This window comes from Pseudoxanthomonas sp. z9, assembly GCF_006542425.1.
Classification (GTDB): Bacteria; Pseudomonadota; Gammaproteobacteria; order Xanthomonadales; family Xanthomonadaceae; genus Pseudoxanthomonas_A.
This window is the reverse complement of sequence record NZ_VFID01000003.1, coordinates 16312-36520: the sequence shown is the minus strand read 5'-3', so window position 1 is coordinate 36520 and position 20209 is coordinate 16312. Positions and strand designations below refer to the sequence as shown.

General features: G+C 65.8%; 12 protein-coding genes. 4 read left to right on the top strand and 8 right to left on the bottom strand.

The features are described 5' to 3' along the window. The first annotated feature begins 9 nt into the window (after positions 1-9). A complete protein-coding gene (gene cueR / locus FG323_RS02690; RefSeq protein ID WP_141452908.1) occupies positions 10-465 on the top strand; it encodes a Cu(I)-responsive transcriptional regulator in 456 nt (151 codons plus the stop codon). Positions 466-591: 126 nt separating this feature from the next. On the opposite strand, the gene FG323_RS02685 is transcribed toward cueR, so the two are convergent. The 4 genes from FG323_RS02685 to FG323_RS02670 all read right to left on the bottom strand — a co-directional run bounded on the left by FG323_RS02685 (position 592) and on the right by FG323_RS02670 (position 10443). Further along, positions 592-2520, bottom strand: coding sequence for a CocE/NonD family hydrolase (locus tag FG323_RS02685; RefSeq protein WP_141452907.1), 1929 nt, complete (start codon positions 2518-2520; stop codon positions 592-594). A 146-nt stretch (positions 2521-2666) separates the two neighbouring features. Further along, a complete protein-coding gene (locus tag FG323_RS02680; RefSeq protein ID WP_141452906.1) occupies positions 2667-5018 on the bottom strand; it encodes a GH92 family glycosyl hydrolase in 2352 nt (783 codons plus the stop codon). A 51-nt stretch (positions 5019-5069) separates the two neighbouring features. Then, positions 5070-7655, bottom strand: a complete 2586-nt coding sequence (locus FG323_RS02675) for a glycoside hydrolase family 3 C-terminal domain-containing protein (RefSeq protein ID WP_255470020.1) — start codon at positions 7653-7655, stop codon at positions 5070-5072. Between the two features lie 241 nt (positions 7656-7896). Then, a complete protein-coding gene (locus FG323_RS02670; protein WP_141452904.1) occupies positions 7897-10443 on the bottom strand; it encodes a TonB-dependent receptor in 2547 nt (848 codons plus the stop codon). 1101 nt (positions 10444-11544) lie between these two features. Between FG323_RS02670 and FG323_RS02665 the strand changes: the two genes are divergently transcribed. From FG323_RS02665 to FG323_RS02655, 3 genes are all read left to right on the top strand, one after another. Beyond that, positions 11545-12507: an alpha/beta hydrolase gene (locus FG323_RS02665; protein WP_141452903.1), complete on the top strand. Its 963-nt coding sequence runs from the start codon at positions 11545-11547 to the stop codon at positions 12505-12507. Positions 12508-12576: 69 nt separating this feature from the next. Continuing rightward, on the top strand, positions 12577-13113 hold the full coding sequence (locus FG323_RS02660; protein WP_141452902.1) for a DUF6151 family protein: 537 nt from the start codon (positions 12577-12579) through the stop codon (positions 13111-13113). Positions 13114-13387: 274 nt separating this feature from the next. Next, a complete protein-coding gene (locus FG323_RS02655; RefSeq protein ID WP_141452901.1) occupies positions 13388-13819 on the top strand; it encodes a CBS domain-containing protein in 432 nt (143 codons plus the stop codon). Between the two features lie 88 nt (positions 13820-13907). Here FG323_RS02655 and FG323_RS02650 read toward each other — a convergent pair whose 3' ends face one another. From FG323_RS02650 to FG323_RS02635, 4 genes are all read right to left on the bottom strand, one after another. Then, on the bottom strand, positions 13908-16577 hold the full coding sequence (locus FG323_RS02650) for a TonB-dependent receptor (RefSeq protein ID WP_181444069.1): 2670 nt from the start codon (positions 16575-16577) through the stop codon (positions 13908-13910). A 67-nt stretch (positions 16578-16644) separates the two neighbouring features. Further along, positions 16645-17862 (bottom strand): MFS transporter, encoded by a 1218-nt coding sequence (locus FG323_RS02645; protein ID WP_141452899.1) that lies wholly within the window; start codon positions 17860-17862, stop codon positions 16645-16647. Positions 17863-17878: 16 nt separating this feature from the next. Beyond that, on the bottom strand, positions 17879-18826 hold the full coding sequence (locus FG323_RS02640) for a carbohydrate kinase family protein (RefSeq protein ID WP_141452898.1): 948 nt from the start codon (positions 18824-18826) through the stop codon (positions 17879-17881). Positions 18827-18887: 61 nt separating this feature from the next. Then, positions 18888-20138 carry an ROK family transcriptional regulator gene (locus FG323_RS02635; protein ID WP_141452897.1) on the bottom strand — a complete coding sequence of 417 codons (1251 nt, stop codon included), beginning with the start codon at positions 20136-20138 and terminating at the stop codon, positions 18888-18890. Positions 20139-20209: the final 71 nt, after the last annotated feature.

The window sequence follows — 20209 nt, the reverse complement described above, 5'->3', positions numbered from 1 at the left end:
GATTCCGCAATGTCCAGACGAACCCAGGCACCACGCCCCGAACTGGCCGACGCCCGCCGGCAGGGCCTGCACAACATCGGGGAAGCGGCGGCCATCAGCGGCGTGAGCGCCAAGATGATCCGGCACTATGAAAGCATCGGCCTGCTGTCGCCGGCCGAACGCACCTTCGCCGGCTACCGCATCTACTCGGACAACGACCTCCACCGCCTGCGCTTCATCAAGCGCGCCCGCGTGCTTGGTTTTCCGATCAAGCAGATCGAGGTGCTGCTGGGACTGTGGGACAACCGCGAGCGCGCCAGTTCGGAGGTCAAGGAACTGGCACGCGCACACGCGGACGAACTGGGCAGGAAGATCCGGGAAATGCAGGCCATGCAGCAGACCCTGCTGGATCTGGCCCGGCGTTGCCACGGCGACGATCGGCCGGACTGTCCGATCCTGGAAGATCTGGCGACGCTCGAACGCTAGGTCTCAGGCGCGTCCGGAGCGTCCTCCCCATCCGTTTGCCTGCGCGTCGCCCGGTCGGTAGACCCGGCGCGCGTCGATGATGGACGCCGCGGCGGCGCGAGCGCACCGCCGCGCGTTCGCCAGGACTCAATAGACCGGCAACTCGATCGAGCTCGCTGCTTCCGGCGTGTGCCAGATGCGCTGCGTCGCCTTGCGGTAGTCCTCCGGCTTGGCGAAGTAGATGTTCGGGACGAAGGTCTGCGGATTTCGGTCGTACAGCGGGAACAGGGTCGACTGCACCTGCACCATCACCCGATGTCCGGGCAGGAACACGTGGTTGGCCTCCGGCAGCGCGAAGCGATAGGGCAGGGTCTGGTCGGAGGGAATCGCCTTGGCATGCTCGAAGCTCTCGCGATAGCGTCCGCGGAAGATCGCCAGCGAGACCGGCAACTGGTAGCCGCCCATCTCGGTCGCCGAGGCAACCTGCTCGGGATACACGTCGATCAGCTTGACCACCCAGTCGCTGTCGCTGCCACTGGTGGACGCCTGCAGGTTCACCCACGGCGTGCCGGCGATGCGCAGCGGTTCGGTCAGCGGTTCGGTGATGAAGGTCAGCACGTCCGGCCGGCCATCGACGAAGCGCTGATCCTTGACCAGCCACGTCGTCCACATGTCGCGATCGCCGAAACGCACCGGGCGCGGCGCGAACGGCACCGGCTTGGCGGGATCGGAAACGTATTCCTCGAATCCGCTCTCGCCGGCCGCCGGCGGCTGGAACGAGAGCTGGCCGCCCGCGCGCAGGTACAGCGGCCGGGCAGGGGAGCCACATCCCTGGGCGCAGCTGCGCGGCCAGCTCGGCAGGCGGTCCCAGCGATCCTCGCCGGTGTTGTAGACCAGCACCGGCGGCGTATCCGCCTTCGGCGCGCCTTCGACCAGGTACTGATCGAAGAACGGCTTGAGCACGTCGCGGCGGAACTGCAACGCGGTATCGCCGTCGAACTTCAGCGCGCCCAGGTTGCGTGCCTCGTAGTTGACCTGGCTATGCCGCCACGGTCCCATCACCAGGTAATTCAGGGTGTTGCCGGTATCGCGTCCTTCCATCGCCTGGTAGCTGTGGTTGGCGCCCCACATGTCCTCCTGGTCCCACAGGCCCTGCAGCCACATGGTCGGGACCTTCAGTGGTGTGCTGGCCATCTTCCGATCCAGTGCCTGCTCCTGCCAGAACGCGTCATAGGCGGGATGCTCGGTCATCTTGTGCCACCACGGAATCTGTTCCAGTCCATGGGTCCGGGCATAGTCGCCGGCCGAACCGGCCCGCAGGAAGGTGGTGTAGTCGTCCAGCCCTTCGCTGGGCACCGAAGTTCCCTTGCCGCGCTTGGTCAGCTGGCCGGTAAAGTAGCCGAAATTGACCTGCCGGAACGCACCGTAGTTGAGCCAGTCGTCGCCCATCCAGCCATCGATCATCGGGCTCTGCGGCGCCGCCACCTTGAGCGCCGGATGCGGATCGGTCAGCGCCATCACCACGGTGAAGCCTTCATAGGAAGAGCCGAGCATGCCGACGCGTCCGTTGGACTCGGGCACGTGCTTGACCAGCCAGTCAATGGTGTCCCAGGCGTCGGTGGCGTGATCGACCTTGGTCGGATTCAGCGGCCCGCGCAGCGGACGGGTCATCACGTAGTCGCCCTGTGAACCGTACTTGCCGCGCACATCCTGGAACACCCGGATGTAGCCGGCGCGCACGAACACTTCATCGCCCTGCGGCAGGATGTCGATCATGCGCGGCGATTCCATGCGCTGGGCGCGGCCCGCCGCGTCGTAGGGCGTGCGGGTCAACAACATGGGGGCGTTCTTCGCCCCCTTGGGCACGACGATGACGGTGTAGAGCTTCACCCCGTCGCGCATCGGCACCATCACCACGCGCTTGTCGTAGTCGAAGTCCTGCTTCGACACGACGAATTCCTTGCCGGTGATGTCCGGCGTGATCGCCGGTGTCTGCGCCTGGGCGAAAGCCGCGGGAAGCAACAACACCAATGCCGCCAGCCCGCGGCAGCCGAAGGCCTTGCAAGTCAACTTCATGGAGCCTCTCCATTGCGGGGTCGTAACCCGCCGATTAAACCGCGCCGCGAGGCCCGCAGCCAGTGCTGAATGCGCCGTAGAGCGGAGCTCGCTCCGCTTGCCTTTGCGAACGCCCCGTCAATCCCGTGCCGGCAGGCCCAGCCGGATCAACCGAATCCGGGCGGCAAATCCTCCGGACCGGAGCCAAACGAAAGATTGGGCTTCGATCCCATTTCGAACTCCAACGTGCCGCCCGCGGCCAGATCCGCGTGGCTGATCCAGTTGCGCGCATACGGCTCGCCATTCCAGCGCACCCGTTGCACGAAGATATTTCGCGTATCGTTGCCAGGGGCGAGGATGCGCAGGCGGCGACCATTGCCGACGTCCAGCTCGGCACGTTCGAACAGCGGGCTTCCGAACACATAGTGGCCGCTGACCGGATCGACCGGATAGAAGCCCAGCGCGCTGAGCACGAACCAGGCGCTCATCTGCCCGCAGTCCTCGTTGCCGGACAGGCCGTCGCGGGCATCGCGATATTGCTCGCGCATCAGGCGGCGGACCATGGCCTGGGTCTTCCAAGGCTGCCCGGCATAGGCATACAGATAGGCCACGTGATGGCTGGGCTCGTTGCCATGCGCGTACTGGCCGACCATGCCGTCGATGTCCGGCGGCGCGCCGGCCGGCAGAGCGGAACTGGTGCCGAACAATTCGTCCAGCTTGCGCACGAACCCGTCACGCCCGCCAAAGCCCTCCATGTAGCCGTACAGGTCGTGCTGGTTGAGGAAGGTGGCCTGCCAGGCGTTGGATTCGGTGAAGTCGTGCCAGCGCTCCGAATGGCCAAGCGCGCGCGGGTCGAACGGCTCGGCCCAGCGGCCATCTTCCAGCCGGGGCTGGATGAAACCGCTGTCCGGGTTGAACAGATGGCGATAGTTGCGCGAGCGCGCGAGCAGCGCCCGATGATCGTCCAGGGCGCCGGCTGCGCGTGCCAGATGCGCGCAGGCCCAGTCGTCGTAGGCGTATTCCAGGGTCCGGCTGGCCGCCTCGCTGACCTTGTCGCTGGGAATGTAGCCCAGCCGGCGATACCAGGCCAGGCCATGGACGTCGTCGTCCATCGCGCGCTTGCGGAACAGCGGCCAGGCCGCTGCGTAGTCGATGCCGTCGAAACCCTTGGCGTGCGCCTCGGCCAGCACCACCGCCGAGTGGTAGCCGATCATCGTGCCGGTTTCCACGCCCTGCAGCGGCCAGATGCCGACGCCGTCCGGACATTCGGCCGCGCCGCGCACCAGTCCCTGCACCAGATCGGGAACGCGTTCGGGTTGCACCAGGGTCAGCAGCGGATGCAGCGCGCGATAGGTATCCCACAGCGAATAGGTGCTGTAGTTGTGGTATCCCTCGGGCAGGGTATGCACCTTCAGATCCATGCCGCGGTAGCGACCGTCCGTATCGCTGAACAGTGTCGGTGCCAGCAGGCTGTGGTACAGCCCGGTATAGAACATGCGCCGCTGTCCGTCGTCACCGGTATCGATGCGCACCCGCGCCAGTTCCCGCTCCCAGGCCTCGACCGCCTCGGCATGCACGCGGGCGAAGTCGAAGTCCGGCAACTCGGCATCGAGATTGGCCAGCGCGTTTTCGGCGCTGACCGCCGAGATGCCGACCTTGACCAGCAGCGGCGAGGCGCCGGCATCCGGGTAGTGCAGGGCGGCCTTCAGCCGGGTGCCATCGCTGCTTCGCGCGTCCTCGGCCAGCGGCTGGTCGTCGGCGTACAGCTGCGCGCGCGCGAACGGGCGCGACAGCCGCATCGCGAAGAAAAGATAGCGCCCCCTGGCCCACTGATGGACGCGACGGCCACCGACCAGCGTGCGTTCGTCGACGACGCGCAGTTGCGCTTCGCTGGTCCGGGTGGGCGTGTCGGCGTTGTCCTGGTAGCCGTGGCATAGATCCAGCAGCAGGTGGCCTGGCTTGCCTGCGGGAAAACGATAGCGATGCAGGCCGGTGCGCGCGGTGGCGGTCAGTTCCGCGAGGATATCCGTGTCCTTCAGCCTTACCCGGTAATAGCCTGGCGAGGCGGCCTCGTCGGCGCGGTCGAAGCGCGAGCGGTAGCCGCTTTCCGGCGCATCCGGCGCATCCGGCGGACCCGGATGCAGCCGGACCTCGCCGGTGCGCGGCACGACCAGGAAGTCGAGCATGTCACCGATGCCGGTGCCGGACAGATGGGTGTGCGAAAAACCCATGATCGAATCCTGCGACTCGTGGTAACCGCTGCATCCGTCCCAGGTCGTGTTGTAGGTGTCCGGGCCGAGCTGCACCATGCCGAAGGGCAGTGTCGCGCCGGGAAACGTGTGGCCGTGGCCGCCGGTGCCGATGAATACATCGACGTGGCGGCTCAAATCCATTCGCGCGCGACTGTCGGCGGGCAGGGCGAGCATGCCGATACGCGCCGAAGCGGCGATCGCGTGGCCGCCGATGCCGGACAGGCCAAGCGCGGCGGCGCCCTTCAGGAATCCACGTCGTGTCGTCATCGTCCGTTTCCTCGTTGCCTTGTTTCTTTTGGGCCTGTCCGAGCCAGCGGATCAGCGCGGCAATGGCGCGCGGCCAATGATGGAGAAGCCGGCCATCCCGCCGGGCGCACCGGTACCGGGCTGGCCGCCGCCAACGAAGACCTGGTAGTCACCGGCCTCGACCGCACGCTGGCCGGCGCGATCGACCTCGCTGAGCCTGCGCGCGTCCAGATCGAACATCACCTCGCGCGATTCGCCCGGCGCCAGCGCCACGCGGGCGAATCCGACCAGGCTGCGAATCGGCGACTGCGGCCCTTGCGGAGGCTGCAGGTAGATCTGCACCACCTCCTCGCCACGGCGCCCGCCGCTGTTCCGCACCCGCGCGCTCACCCGCAGCGTCTCGCCGGCCTTCAAGGTCGGCGTCGACAGGCGGGGCGCGTCGTAGGCGAAGGTGGTGTAGCTCAGGCCGTGGCCGAACGGATACAGCGGCGTGCCGCCGAAGTAGCGGTAGGTGCGTCCCTTCATGTCGTAGCTGACGTAGGGAGGGAGATCCCGGGTCGACGGGTAGAACGTCACCGGCAGCCGTCCGCCCGGGCTGAAATCGCCGGCCAGCGCCTGCGCAATGGCGGTGCCGCCGGACTGGCCGGGATACCACGCGGCAAGGATGGCGTCGGCATGTTGCTGCGCCCAGTTCAGCGCCACCGCGCTGCCGCTCATCAGCACCACGATCAGCGGCTTGCCGGCCGCCTTGACGCGTTCGAGCAGCGCCTGCTGCGCCGGCGGCGGGCCAATGGCGTTGCGATCGCCGCCATCGAAGCCGAGCACGTCGACCTTCAGTTCCTCGCCTTCCACGTCCGGCGACAGGCCGATGAAAGCGACCACCGCGTCGGCCCTTCCCGCCACGCGCGCGGCCTCGGCCAGCTGCGCGTCGGCCGGAGCCAGCCATTCCAGCCGCAGGCCCTGATCCTGGCCGTGATGCTCGATCTCCAGGCGAATGCGGCGGGGCCGTGTATCGGTGAAATGCAGGCGCGTTTCGACATTGCGGCCATCGGCGTTGTGCACGCCGGCGGCGACGCGCTTGTCTTGCGCGTTGCCGGCAATCACCAGTTCGTCGTCGATGTACAACCGCACCGGATCGTGCCCGCTGCAATCAAAGCAGCGCGCCACGCGCACCGCGAGGGTGTATTCGCCGGGTCCGGGCGGCAGCAGTTCACCGGTCCAGCGCACCGAATAGCGATTCCGATCGACTCCGGCGGCGGGCGCCACCTGATCCCAGTTGAAGCTGACCACGCGATCCCGGCGCACCACGCGTGGGGCGCCGGCCAGATCCGGATTGTCGAAGTACTCGCCCCTGAGTCCGGCCTGGCCATCGCTGCGCAGGGCGGTCTCGGGAATCATCACCGGCACGCCGGCCGCCAGCGGCGCACCCTGCGCATAGCTCACCCGGGCCTGGCCGAAGCGTTCCCGCAGGCCACGCAGCGGCGTCACCGGGTCCGTGGACGTGCCCTGATAGTTGGCTTCCAGCGCGGCCAGCGCATCGGCATTCGGACCGATGACCGCCAGCCGGGCATCCGGTTTCAGCGGCAGAGTCGCGTGATCGTTCTTCAGCAAAACCAGCGATTGCCGCGCGGCTTCGAGTGCCAGTTCGCGGCTGGCGGGCGCATCGATGTCAGCCGCACCTAGTCGCGCATACGGATCGCGTCGCGGGCGTTCCAGTTCGCCCAGGCGATAGCGCGCGGCGAACAGGCGCACCAGCGACCGGTCCAGCGACGCCTCGTCGGTCTCGCCGCGATCCAGCGCCTGGCCCAGGGCGCGATAGGTGTTGCCGCAATTGAGATCATGCCCGGCGTTCAGGGCGGCGGCGCTGGCGCCGGCTTCGTCGGGACGGAAGTAGTGGAAGTGCAGCATGTCGTAGAGCGAATCGCAGTCCGAAACCACGAAACCGCGGAATCCCCAGTCCTTGCGCAGGCGGCCATCGAGCAGCCAGTCGGCGGCGCAGGCCGGCGTGCCGTGCAGCGAGTTGTAGGCGCACATCACCGCGCCGGCGCCGCCTTCGACCAGCGCGGCGCGGAATGCCGGCAGGTAGGTGGCTTCCAGATCGCGCGGGGAGACATCCACGTCGAAGCCATGGCGCCCCGGTTCGGGGCCACTGTGCACGGCCAGATGCTTGGGCGTGGCGATGGTGCGCGGATGCCGGGGATCGTCGCCCTGCAGGCCGCGGATGAAGCCGACCGCCAGCTGTCCGGTGAGGTAGGGATCCTCGCCGTAGGTTTCCATGCCGCGTCCCCAGCGTGGGTCGCGGAAAATGTTGATGTTCGGCGACCAGATGGTCAGCCCTTCGTAGCGCCGATGGTCGCTGCCCGGCCCGCCGGCCAGGTTGAACTTGGCGCGGGCCTCGGTCGAGGTCACCGTACCGACCTGTTCCAGCAGATCGACATTCCAGGTCGCCGCCAGCCCGATGGCCTGCGGAAACACGGTCGCGTGGCCGCTGCGGGCGACGCCGTGCAGGCCCTCGTTCCACCACTCGTAGGCCGGTACGCCCAGGCGTGGAATCGCCGGAGCGGCATTCATCGTCTGCGCGATTTTCTCCTCGCGCGTCATCTTCGCCACCAGCGCCGCCGCCCGCTGCTCGGCCTCGTCCGCATGCACTGGCGTCATCGCCGATGCCAGCGCCAGCACCCACCCGGCTGGAATCAGTTGCGGCAGGATGTGGCGGCGAAGGAACACGGGCATGGGCTGGGGTTCTCCGGAGCGTGGCTCAATGTACAACGTGTGCCGGGTACTGAAGGTTCGGCAGTGCAAAAAGCCCAGTGCTGAAAAAAGCGCGTGGCCGTAGGGGCGGCCACGCGCACGGAACGGCACGCCATCGAGGGAGGACCGATGGCGTGCCTTGGCCGCCTCAGAACTTGAAGGTGAAGGCCACCTGGTAGTTGCGCCCGCTCTTGTAGAGGCCCAGCGGGGTGCGCTTCTGCGTGTCGTACCAGTAGTAGGTGTCATCCAGCAGGTTGGACGCACTGAAGGTAACGCCAAGCATCTCGTTGAACTGATAGCCGGCAATCAGATCCAGCTGCTTGTACGCGTCGGCGAACACGCTCGCGTTCTGGCGCCCCACCTGGTTGTAGTACTCCGAGCGGTAGCTGTAGTTGACGCGCACGCTGAACGGGCCTTTCTCGAAGTACGGCGTCACCGTATAGGCGTTCTTCGAGACGTACGGCAGGAACAAGTCCGTGCTGGTGTCGGTGTCCGTATAGGTGTAGTTGGCGTTGATGCCGAACCCGTTGTCGAACGCCTGCTGGTAGATCAGCGAAACGCCGGTCGCGGAAGCGTCGGCGACGTTGATCGGTCGGCTGATGGAGTAAACGCCGGACACGCCGGAAATCGGATTGGTCAGTTGCTGCTCGAAAGTGTTGGTCACCACGTAGTTGCTGATGTCGCGGCGGAAAATCTCGGCGCCCAGCATGCTGCTGGGGGCAAAGTACCACTCGAACGCCAGATCGTAGTTGGTGGCCTCGTAGGGTTCGAGGTCGACGTTGCCGCCGCCGCCGGTGAAATCCTGATCGTTGAGGTCCAGCGTGCCGGCCAACTGGCCGTAGCGGGGACGGGCCATCACCTTGGCGGCGGAGAACCGCGCGATCATGTCGTCGGTCAGTTCATAGGCCAGGTTGAAACTGGGCAGCGGCTTGTAGAAGCTGCGGTTGGCCAATGCCCGGTCATAGCCGCCAGAGCCGTTGCTGACCCAGTACAGCGACTTATCGGAGGTATCCACGTAGCGCACGCCCAGGTTGCCGCGCCACTTGCCGGATTCGAAATTCGCCTGTGCGTACAGCGCGGTGGTGATCTCCTTGACGTCGAACGAGGGACCGTAGTTGTAGGTGTACGGGCCGCGCGGCGCCAGCGAGTTGAAGTAGGCGATGGCCTTGCCCAGATCGGCCACCGGCCACGAGGCGAGATCGCCACCCGCGCCCAGGCCGTCATACAGCCCGCTCGGCGACATGCCGCCCAGGATCTCAGTCAGGTTGAGCGCCGACACCACGTCCACCGCGTTGCCGCGCGAGGACACGCCGTTGTCGTGGTTGGTGTACTTGTAGCCGACCTGGATCTGGTTGATCGGACCCCAGGCCACGTCATGGGTTGCGTCGAACTGGAAGTAGCGCTCCTTGTCGCGGCTGGTTTCGTAGTACTGGCCGCCGTACTGCTGGCCAGGCGCCAGGCCCCAGTTGGACGCGGCGTCGTTGTCGTAGTTCACCACGGTATGCCGCGCGTCGTACTCGAAATCGAAGCCTCCGCTGAGCAGCAGGGTCTTCATCAGGTATTCCGGATCCTTGCCGCCCTTGGCGCTGGTCACGCCGGCCTGGGTGGTGAATACCCAACTCTCGCCGGACCAGTCGTGGCGCAGGTTGAGGCTCTTCGTTTCGACCTCGCTCTTGCGCAGGTTGAAATCATGTTGCGCATACGCGTCGCCGCCGACCTCGGCCGCGACCACGTAACCGTTGTCGATGGTGGCGCTGGTGATCTGGCCCAGGCTGCACGCCGGACAGATGTAGCGCGCCTGGCTGAAGTTGTCGTACTTGCCCTTGACGTAGATACCGGTCAGGTTGATCTCGTTGTTTTCGTTGGGTTTCCACTGCAACGCCGCCTGCAGGCCGTCGCGCTCGCGATCCTGCTGGAAGTAGGAACTGCTGATGCCGACCGGCAGCTTTGCAGCGGCGGGGTCGCCTTCGCCGCTGATGACGGCCGTGTCGGGCAGACCGGTCGTGTAGCCCCAGTATTCGAGGCCGGCGCGGGAAATGCTCTGCTTGTCGTGGGTCGCCGAAATCAGGAAGCCGAGATCCTCGGCGGCGTTCTTCCAGCTCCACAGCAGCGAGGCGCGCGGATTGCCGTCTTCCGAACGGTCGTTGTAGTTGTAGCCGACCGTGCCGCGCAGCGTGTTCCTGGGCAGGTCCAGCGGCCTGCGGGTATGCACGATCACGGTGCCACCGATGCTGCCCTCGTCGATGCGTGCTTCGGGTGTCTTGTAGACCTCCATCAGGCCGATGATTTCCGGAGAGAGCAGGGTGTAGTTGAAGGTACGGCCGCTGGTGTCGGTGGGATTGCCGCCCCAATCACCGGAGGCGATGGTCTGGCCGTTGACCAGTACCCGGTTGAGGGCCGGATCCGTTCCGTTGATGCTGACTTTCTCGCCTTCGCCGAACTGGCGATCAACGGTGATGCCGGGCAGGTGCGACAGCGATTCGGCGGCATTGGTGTCCGGGAACTTGCCGATGTCCTCGGCGCTGATCGCATCGACGATCGAATTGGCCGAGCGCTTGACCGCTTGGCTCTTTTCCAGCGAAACGCGATAGCCGGTGACGGTGACGGTGTCCAGATCCGAGGCTTCCTGTGCCTGGGCGTTGAAGGCAATGCAGGCAATGACGGCTGCCGACAGTGCGGACTTGCGGTATTTCATGACCTTTCCTCATCAAATGGGTGGTTGCTGCGTGGTTGCCTGCTGCCGATTTGCGGTGGTTCCGTGCCCATCCCCGGCGTGGAATGGGCCCCTCCGTTTTCTTCAATGCCTTGTTCGTTTTCGCGCCCCGCCGGTCGGATGGGGGAGGCGAATGGCGTCGTTTCGTTGGGTGGCCTGACCCCTATCCGCAGCTCGTTTCACGCAGCCCGCACGGGCTTCGCTGCTGTCAGGTAGCGCTACCAAATTGCCGCCAAATAAAAAGGCGAGCGTCTCGAATCCGATTTTGCGTAGCGGCGGGTCGAGCGCCGCGCGGAGGGTCGGGGCGAACGGTGCCGCGGCCTGGAGAGAGAAGGAGGGACGGTGACCGCGTCGGGGAGCCCGAGGCGAGTGCGAGTGTTCGGTTCCTGTTTCCGGCAGCGAACCGGCAGGGGCATGACCGACGCCCACCGTGAGAAGTGGCACATCGTTGGTCGGTACATCCGTTCGAGATGCAACAGTCATTGCAAGGTGCCCCCACCCGTGATGCGCCGGCATGGGTACCAGCGCGAGCCGAGTTTGAATCGATATAAATTCAGATGTCAACGACCTGTCATCGGATGCTGCTAGGGAAGGCCAATAAGCCCCATTAATCCCTGTTCATTTTTTGATTGGCTTGTTTTGTTCGCATATTTGCAATCAATCAGGCTAATTGGATCGTTTCAGGCGAGTGCTTTTCCGAGGTGGCGGCGCCAGGAAACGGCCCCTGGAGGCGAGGAGTCGGGCCGGGGAAGAGCCTTCAGCAGACCGAGTGGACGACAGTGCAGGCGGGGACGGGATTCCCCGTTTCCCCATGCCTCCGATGCAGTAGGCGATGCCCTTCGGCTGTCGCGAGACTGGGGCGCCACAGGACGACTTCCCGAAATCAACACGCGCTCGACCATCAATCTGGCTTGGTCTGCCGGCACACATTCGCGTGGTCGAGCCAGCGGGCGCCGGAGATGATGAGGATGCAAACCCTCGGGTTTCACGACATGCATCGCGGCGATGACCCGCAGGGACCCCCGCGCGGATCACGCCACGATTTACCTCGAACGGCGACGCCTTGAGCGACAGGGGACCACGATGAAACGACGGAGCTTTCTGCAGGCATGCGCGGCGATTGCGGGTACCGCCGCCCTCGGCGCGTACCGGATGGCGCCGGGCAGGGAAGGGACGACGCTGGACGCGGCGGCGTTTACCGCGCTGCGCCGTTTCGCCGACACGCCGTTCGGACGCATCGCCCACGTGGAAGTCGGAAGCGGCCCGGCGGCCCTTTTTCTCCACGGCCTTCCGTTGAACGGCCTCCATTGGCGCGGTTCGCTCGAACGCCTCGCGCCGCATCGACGATGCATCGCGCCGGACTTCATGGGACTGGGCTATACGGAGGTTTCCGGGAAACAGGATCTTTCCCCACAGGCGCAGGCGGACATGCTGGTGGCCTTCCTCGACCGTCTCGACGTTTCGTCCGTCGACCTCGTTGCCAACGACAGCGGCGGAACGATCGCGCAACTCTTCGCCGTGCAACATCCGGAACGGGTCCGGACGATGCTGCTGACCAACTGCGATGTCCACGAGAACTGCCCGCCGGAGCAGATGCGGAATTCGATCAACGCGGCCAGGGCCGGCAACTATGACCCGAAGATGCAGCGCCACCTGGATGACCGCGTCTATGCCCGTTCGGACAAGGGCATCATCGGTTCGGCCTACATGACGCCCGCGAACGTCACCGACGAAACGATCGAGTACTACTTCAAGCCGCTCGTGTCGTCGCCGCTGCGCAAGTTGCAACTCAACCGCTATCTCGCCGATCTCGAGCCCAATCCCTTGCTGGCAATCGAGCCGGAACTCCGGCGCCTGGACACGCCGACGCGCATGGTCTGGGGCATGGCGGACCCGCTGTTCCCGGTCCGCTGGGCGAACTGGCTCGACCAGGTCCTGCCTGGCAGCCGCGGCGTCCGGCGGGTCGAAGGCGGCAGGCTGTTCTGGCCGGAAGAGATGCCGGAGGTGGTCGCCGGGGAGGCGCGGGCGCTCTGGGGTGTTTCATAACGCGATCACCGTGTCGAAATCGGATCACCCCGTTCGTCGAAGAATGGAATCCACGACTGAAGGAACGACATGTCACCGACCACGAGCCTCGCTTGCGCCTGTGGGCAGTTCAAGCTGATCCTCCGGGGAGAGCCCATCACCAGCGTCGAATGCCATTGCGACAGTTGCCGTGCCGCCGGCGCGCGACTGCAACGGTTGGCCTGCGCGCGGCCCCTGCTTGATCCGTTGGGCGGGACGCGGTTCGTTCTCTACCGGAAAGACCGCATCCGCTTTGTCGCCGGCATGGACAGCCTGAAGGCCTTTCGGCTGTCGTCCGACGCCAGTACCCGGCGCGTTCTCGCAGCCTGCTGCAACACGCCCGTGTTCCTCGAATTCAAGGGCGGGCATTGGTTGAGCCTTTATGGGGCCCTGTGGCCCGACGCCACGCTGCCGCCACTGGAGATGCGCACGATGACCGGCGACCTGGCGGATGCGTCGTTCCTGCCCGCCGACGTTCCCAATTTCAGGCGCCAGTCGTTCTCGTTCTTCGCCCGGTTGTTGAACGCATGGATCGCCATGGGGTTCCGCAGTCCCCGCATTGAGGTCGGCGGCGAGATCCATGCCTGAGAGCCGGCGGGCGACGCGGGAAGGAGCATCGATGCGGAAAACTGAACCGACGCCTGCCGCAAAGGCAGGGCTGTCTGGATTGCGGTGGCGCCGCCGGCGCAGGATGGCGTTCCGGACCACTCACCGCGTGTAGGGATTCGCGCATTGCCCACATCCGTGGAAGGGTGAATTCCCTTCGGGCCGTCTAGTGAGGCGGATGGGCAGGTCATAGAGTCCGGATACACAACACGGGTAACGCGCCAGCAGGGTGCAGCCCGAACAGCCAGAGACCCCCATGAAAATTCGTGAACTTCTGAAGTCCAAGCCCGGCGATGTGGTCACCATCGATATCGGGGATACCATCGGCGCCGCCGCCAGGAAGATGACCGCCCACAAGATCGCGGCGCTGGTCGTGACCCGCCTGGCGCAGCCGGTTGGCGTCGTGTCCGAACAGGACGTCGTGGCCGCGCTGGCGGAACACGGCGCGCAGGCCGGCGAGCGGCCGCTGAGCCGGCTGGTGGAAACCGCCATCGAAAGCATCACGCCCGACAGCACGCTGAAACAGGCGATGTCGATGATGACCCATGCGCGCCGGCGTCATCTGCCGGTGATCAGCGACGATGAGCTGGTGGGCATCGTCAGCCTGGGCGACATCGTCAAGAACCGGCTGGACGAACTCTCGCTCGAACGGGACGTGTTGCGCGACATCTACATCGCGGCGCATTGACTGGCGCGGCACGAGACAGAAAAACCGCCCTTCCGGGCGGTTTTTCGAAGTGGCACGTGCCGATGCCGGAGCATCGGCAACGACGGCCTCAGTAGTCGAAACGGACGCGCAGGCCGACCGTGCGCGGATCATTCCAGTAGGCGCGGATGAAGCCGCCGGCGTCGTCGGCCCAGTTCTTGGTCATCTTGTCGGTGGCGTTGAGCACGTACAGCTCGGCGCGCCAGAACGAGGGCGACTGCAGGCTCAGGCTGGCGTCGACCGTCGCGTAGGCCTCCTGTCCGTCCGAGATGTGCGGGTTGTCCAGGTTGCGCAGGGTGAAGTACATCTTGTCCTGCCACTTGAAGTTGAGCCAGGGCACCAGCTCGTAGCCATTGCCGAACTTGAATGTGTGGGACACGTTGAAGCCGGCGGTGAACTTCGGGGTCATCGGCAGGTGGTGGCCGGTGATGTCGTAGATCTGCCGGCCCGCGAATTCCGGATTGGGGCCATTGTAGGGATCCGGACAGGGCACGGCGCCGAACTCCTCGCGCACGCCGCAGTTCCACTCATCGCTGAAGCTGGGATAGTCCTTGATCTTGCTGTTGATGTACGAGAAGAAGCCGCCAATGCGGGTGTGCGGCGTGGGCAGGTAGTCGAACTCCACTTCCACGCCCGGGATGTTCACGGTACCGACGTTGACGGTCTGCCATTTCTTGACCACGTCGCAGGTCGGATCCCATTCCGGACAGGGCTCGTTGACAATCACCTTGGCGGCGAAGAAGTCGCCGGTCACCTGCATGTCCTTGTAGCGGCTGTAGAAGGCGGTGACCGACAGGCTCAGGCGCTTGTCCAGCAGCAGGCCCTTGTAGCCGACTTCCAGATTGGTGACGGTTTCCGGCCGGTAGGGGAAGAAGGTGTAGTGCGGGCCGGCGGGGCCGTCCACGCAGACCTTGCCGTCACAGGCGTCGTCCTTGTCGCCGAAACCGCCCGCCTTGTAGCCGGTGGACAGTGAAGTGAACAGGATTTCGTTGTCCGAAAGATCCTTGGTCAGGCCCAGGCGGTAGGTGAACTTGCGCCACGAATCGGAATGGGCGTTCTCCGCCGGCGGTCCCCACAGGTGATAGGCGCCGATGCCGGCGAACGGTCCCATGCCTTCGGTCAGGTCACGGCCGTTGTGCGGACGGAAACCGGGTTCGCCTGGCGTGCCCGGGTCGTACAGCCCGTTGTAGTAGGCCGTCGATTCGCTGTCCCAGCCGCCATACACCTGGCCACCGCGATCGGTCTTGGAATCGCGACTGAAACGCGCGCCGAAGGTCGCCGTCCAGGTGGGCGCGAAGCGCCAGTCGGCCTGCGAGAAGATCGCCTTGGCGTCGATCTGGCGGTTGGGCTGGTGATAGAACTGGCTGATCGGATAACCGAACGGGGCGTTGACCAGCATTTCCTGGGCGTAGTCGATCGAGTTCTTCTCGTGCATCCAGAACAGGCCGGACACCAGCTTCAGACGCTCGCCCTGGTGCTTGAACTGCAGTTCGTGGACGAACGACTTGTATTCCGAATCCAGGGTGATGGAGGTGTTGTCGCGCACCGGCCAGACGCCCCAGTCGCCTTCGGCCGGCACCGGCAGGGTCGCGGTGACCTGCGAGGGAATCTCGTGGTAGCCGCCATCGTCATCGGAGATCTGGAAGCGCTTCTGCTTGGCGAACGCCACGCTGTACTCGATGCTGTTGGTATCGCTGAGATACCAGTTGAGGTTCGAGCGCACCGTGTCGATGGACATGTCGGTCCGGCCGGGCACGTTGATCTTCACGTCCCACTTGCCGCCGGTGCAGGCGAAGCGGGTACCGGCGGCCTGCTTGCAGTCCTTCAGGCCCACCTGGCCCGCGCCGGAATTCTGGAATTTCTCATAGGCCAGCAGCCACTCAACGTCGTCGGTGATGGCGAAACGCGCGGCGATGCGGGCGGCCCATTCGTCCCGGTTGTAGTAGTACTTGCTGCGCGGGACCTTGACGTTGCGGCGCTGGTCCACGTCCGGGATGCCGTCGGCGATGAAGCCCCGCTCGGGAATGTTGACGTCGGTGAAGTCCTGCTGCTGGTCGATCCAGCCGTCGCGTTCGACCTTGGTGGCGGCCACGCGCAGGGCGAAGCGATCGTTCACCGCCAGGTTCTGGATCAGGTTGATCTGGCGCAGGTTGTAGCTGCCCAGTTCGATCTCGGTGCTGCCGAAGCTGGAATCGAAACGCGGCTTGGCCGGAATGATGTTGATGCTGCCGCCGGTCGAGTTGCGGCCGAACAGGGTGCCCTGCGGACCGCGCAGCACTTCGACCTGGTCCACGTCGAACATCAGCGCCAGCGCGCCCTGCGGGCGCGGGGAGTACAGGCCGGCCACGTGCAGGCCCACGGCCGGATCGCCGATCTCGGTGAAGTTGTTGGCGCCGATGCCGCGGATGCTGACCTGCACGCCGGAGTCCGGACCGTTGGCGATCTGCAGGTTGGGCATGCTGCCGGACAGGCCGCGCACGTCGCGGATGCCTTCGCGGGTCAGCGCTTCCTGGGTGACCGCGGTGACCGTCACCGGCGTCTTCAGCAGATCCGATTCCAGGCGGGTGGCCGACACCCGCACGGTCTGCAGGGTGGTGGGGGCGTCGTCACCCGCGGCCGGCGGCTCCTCGCCGGCGGGCGCGGACTGGGCCAGTACCGGCGCGGCGGCACAACTGATCAATACCGCTGCCACCGCGGCGGCGATGCCGGTCGGTCGAACAGGGCGGGGATGCTTCTTCATCATGGGCTCCTGGTTGTACGGCGACGCGGGCCGGCGGGCCCGTGCAATGGCGGGTGTGGTTGCCCGGTCAGGGCGAAGCGGGGGTGTTTTTCGCGGAGTACAGGGTCTGGTTGCGCACCAGTGGCCTGGCCCAGGCACTGACGCTGAGGATGTAGAGCAGCGGGATGAAGACCAGCGACAGGCCCGCGCGCAGACCCCAGTGATCGGCGACGACGCCGATCAGCAGCGGCACGATGGCGCCGCCGAGGATACCGCTGCACAGGATTCCCGAGAACGCGCCGTGGTGCTGGCGCACCGAGTTCAGTCCCAGCGAGAAGATCACCGAGAACATCACCGACAAGAAAAAGCCCGCAGCGGGAAATGCCAGTGGAGAGACGGCTGCAGGACCGAAAAGAGCGAGTGCGAGGCAGGCGATGGCCAGGAGGGAGAAAATCGCCAGCACCAGCTTCGAATCCAGCAGTTTCAGCAGGCCCAGCCCGGCCAGGCAACCCAGCGACATCAATCCCCAGAAACGGCTGACCGCAACGGCGCCCTGTTCGGTGGCCGACAGGCCGTGATAGCTGTGCAGGAATTGCGACATCCAGTTGGCGATGGACTGCTCGGTGCCCACATAGGCGACGATGGCCAGGAAGAACAGGCGCACGTCGCGACGGCGCAGCAGGCTGCGGTAGGCGTCGCGGCTGCCGGCGCGCTCGTCTTCCTTCAGTTCCACCGCCGGCAACGGCAGCTTGTGGTTGAGCAGGGCCAGCAGCACGAAGGCGGCGCTGAAGTACCAATAGAACGTCAGCCAGGCCAGCGGCTGTCCTTCCACGCCAGGGCGCTGCATATAGAGCCGGAAGACCAGCGGACTGAGGAAGGACGCCAGCCCGAACACCAGCTGCGCCATCACCGAGAAGAACGCGAAGTGCTGCTCGCCGCCGGCGGTGCGCATCAGCGGATTGATGACCACCTGCAACAGGGCCATGCCCAGGCCGATGACGAACAGGCCGGCCACCACCGAGACATAGCCGGGGATCAGCGCGATGGCCAGCGCACCGACGAAGTTCAGCGCGAAGGCCGTGAACAAGGTGAAGCGGGTACCGCGGACTTCGATCAGCATGCCGCCCGGAATCGAGACCAGGCCGTAGGCGAGGAAGAAGGAGAACGGCATGAAGCCGGCCATGGTCAGGCTCAGCTTGAAATCCTGGATGGCGATGGGCATCAGCGGCCCGATCAGGTTGGTGATGAAGGAGATCGCGAACCAGATCAGGAGGATGTAGCTGATGATCAGCGGCCGGTGCTTCATGGTCGTGTCTCCGGAATCAGGTCTGCGGTTGCAGGCAGTGGGCGAGTTCGCCCGCCGCGATGCGCTTGCGCGGGAAGCGGGGCAGGATCGCCGCGGCGGTCCGGCAACCGGCGGCGAGCGCATCGTGCAGGCCGGCCTGGTTCAACCGCGCCGCCAGATAACCGGTGTTGAAGCTGTCGCCGGCGCCCACCGTGTCGAAGATGTCCGGCGCCACTTCGGTGGCGTAGTAGATGCTCTGGTCATCGACATGGCCCAGCGCGCCGGCGGCGCCGAGCTTGATGATCAGGTGCGCGCCCGGCTTGAGCAGGCAGGCGATGCGATGCACCGCAAGGGTCAACTCCTGGGTGCCGGCGATGCTGGTGGCCTCCAGTTCGTTGATCAGCAGGTGATCGCAGTGGGCCAGCCAGCTTTCCACTTCCTCGTGCACGCCCGGTGTCCAGCCCTCCGGCGGCCAGCCGGGATCCAGCGCCACCTGGTAGCCCCTGGCCGAGGCCTGGGCCAGCAGATCGCGATAGCCATCGCGCAGCCCGGGCAGCAGGAAGGGGGCGGTGAACAGCGCGATGCTGCCGGCCGACGCCTGCGGCAGGTGCGCCAGCACGAAGGCCGGGCTCAGGTGCTGCAGGTGTCCGTAGCTGGTGAAGAAGGTGCGCTCGCCATCGGCGTGCATCAGTCCCACCGACATGGTGGTGTCGCTGGCGCAGGTCTGCAGTTCGACTGGAATGCCGGCCAGTTGCAGGCGCAGCCATTGCGCCAGGTCATCGTCGCCAATGGCCCCGATCAGGCGCGGGCCCAGGCCGAGATGGCGGGCGGCCAGGGCGGAGTTGGCCGCCGAACCGCCGGCACGCAGCTCGCTGCGCGGCAGCAACTGCTCGGTGCCGACCTTGGGCCAACCGTCCAGCGTGCCCAGGACCAGGTCCACGCTGACGTCGCCGATGATGCTGAATTGGGGCTGAGCATGCTTCATGGGGCCGACTATAGGCACCCCGATTCACCACTGTCAATAAAAATATCCAGTGGAAGTTTAATTATATTCGGCGCCCACCATTGGCCATGCGGTGACCCAGCAGCTCCGCGGCCTGCGCGTCGCCGGCATCGTCCTTCTGCAGCCCCTGCAGGCGCGGCGAGAGCAGTTCGTGGATGGGCAGCACCGCGGCGCCCAGCAGCGAACAGTCCTCCTCGCGCTGCGAGATCATCACCCGCGGCAGCTCCGGCGCGGGACGGCCGCGCACCGAGCGGTGCAGCGGCTGGGCCAGTTCGACCAGTCGCCGGACCAGCTTCTGCGGCGCGGACCCGCCGATGACGATGGTCTGCGGATCGAACAGGTTCTCGATCATGCAGATGGCATCGCGCAGGCGCTGGGCCGCCTGCAGGCACCACTGCTGGAGGGGCGCGTCATTGGGATCATCCAGCCGGTCGAGCAGCTCCGGCGTGCGGATCTGCCCGTCGTCCAGCCCCAGCGCCTCGGCCAGCGAGTGCAATGACAGGTAACGCTCCAGGCAGCCCTGGTTGCCGCAATAGCAGGGTGTGCCGCCGGGCACGACCGGTACGTGGCCAATCTCGGTGGCGTTGCCGTCGGCGCCGCGGTAGTGGTTGCGGCCCACGATCAGCGAACCGCCCAGGCCCATGCTCAGGTGCAGGTAGAAGAAGGTGTCCAGGTGCCGGGCCACGCCGTACAGGGTCTCGCCGAGCGCGCCGGCGACGCTGTCGACGCTGTGGAACAGGGGCAGGCCGGTGGCTTCCTGCAACTGGTCGAGGATGGACAGATCCTTCCAGCCCTCCAGCGCGGTGGGGCCGACGAAGCTCAGTTCGGTATCGCCGAGCGGGCCGGGCAGGGCCACGCCGATGCCCCAGACCCGGGCGTTGGCCTGCCGGCGCAGGTTGGCCACCAGTTCCAGCAGCCCGGCTAGCAGCTGCGGGCGATCACAGCCCTGCAACTGCACCTCGAAACGGGCGTCGATCCGGCCGACCAGGTTGACCAGCGCGCCCGAGGCGCGGCCCGGTTCCAGGCTGATGCCGATGGACTGGCCGGCGTCGGGATTGATTTCGAAGGCGATGGGCGGTTGGCCGCGGGTTTTCAGGTCCTTCTGCCGGCGCGAGACGATCAGGCCGATGGACTCCAGCTCATTGGTGATGTTGGCCACTGTCTGCGGGCTCAGCGAAACCTTTTCCTGGATGTCCTTGCGCGAGGCCGCGCCATGCTGGCGGATGAAATCCAGCACGAGGCGGCGGTTGTAGGGGGCGCTGGACTGCTGGGTAGCACCGCGGCCGATGTTCATAGGCGTTCAAACCGGTTGCACGTAGGGGAGGGGAGGCTCGTATCCATATTATTCATACATCCATATGAAAT

Coding starts and splice junctions, on each gene's coding strand:
- FG323_RS02645 (WP_141452899.1), bottom strand. CDS start 17,862: ATGAAGCACCGGCCGCTGATCATCAGCTACATCCTCCTGATCTGGTTC.
- FG323_RS02635 (WP_141452897.1), bottom strand. CDS start 20,138: ATGAACATCGGCCGCGGTGCTACCCAGCAGTCCAGCGCCCCCTACAAC.
- FG323_RS02680 (WP_141452906.1), bottom strand. CDS start 5,018: ATGACGACACGACGTGGATTCCTGAAGGGCGCCGCCGCGCTTGGCCTG.
- FG323_RS02675 (WP_255470020.1), bottom strand. CDS start 7,655: ATGACGCCAGTGCATGCGGACGAGGCCGAGCAGCGGGCGGCGGCGCTG.
- FG323_RS02640 (WP_141452898.1), bottom strand. CDS start 18,826: ATGAAGCATGCTCAGCCCCAATTCAGCATCATCGGCGACGTCAGCGTG.
- FG323_RS02660 (WP_141452902.1), top strand. CDS start 12,577: ATGTCACCGACCACGAGCCTCGCTTGCGCCTGTGGGCAGTTCAAGCTG.
- cueR (WP_141452908.1), top strand. CDS start 10: ATGTCCAGACGAACCCAGGCACCACGCCCCGAACTGGCCGACGCCCGC.
- FG323_RS02665 (WP_141452903.1), top strand. CDS start 11,545: ATGAAACGACGGAGCTTTCTGCAGGCATGCGCGGCGATTGCGGGTACC.
- FG323_RS02685 (WP_141452907.1), bottom strand. CDS start 2,520: ATGAAGTTGACTTGCAAGGCCTTCGGCTGCCGCGGGCTGGCGGCATTG.
- FG323_RS02655 (WP_141452901.1), top strand. CDS start 13,388: ATGAAAATTCGTGAACTTCTGAAGTCCAAGCCCGGCGATGTGGTCACC.
- FG323_RS02650 (WP_181444069.1), bottom strand. CDS start 16,577: ATGAAGAAGCATCCCCGCCCTGTTCGACCGACCGGCATCGCCGCCGCG.
- FG323_RS02670 (WP_141452904.1), bottom strand. CDS start 10,443: ATGAAATACCGCAAGTCCGCACTGTCGGCAGCCGTCATTGCCTGCATT.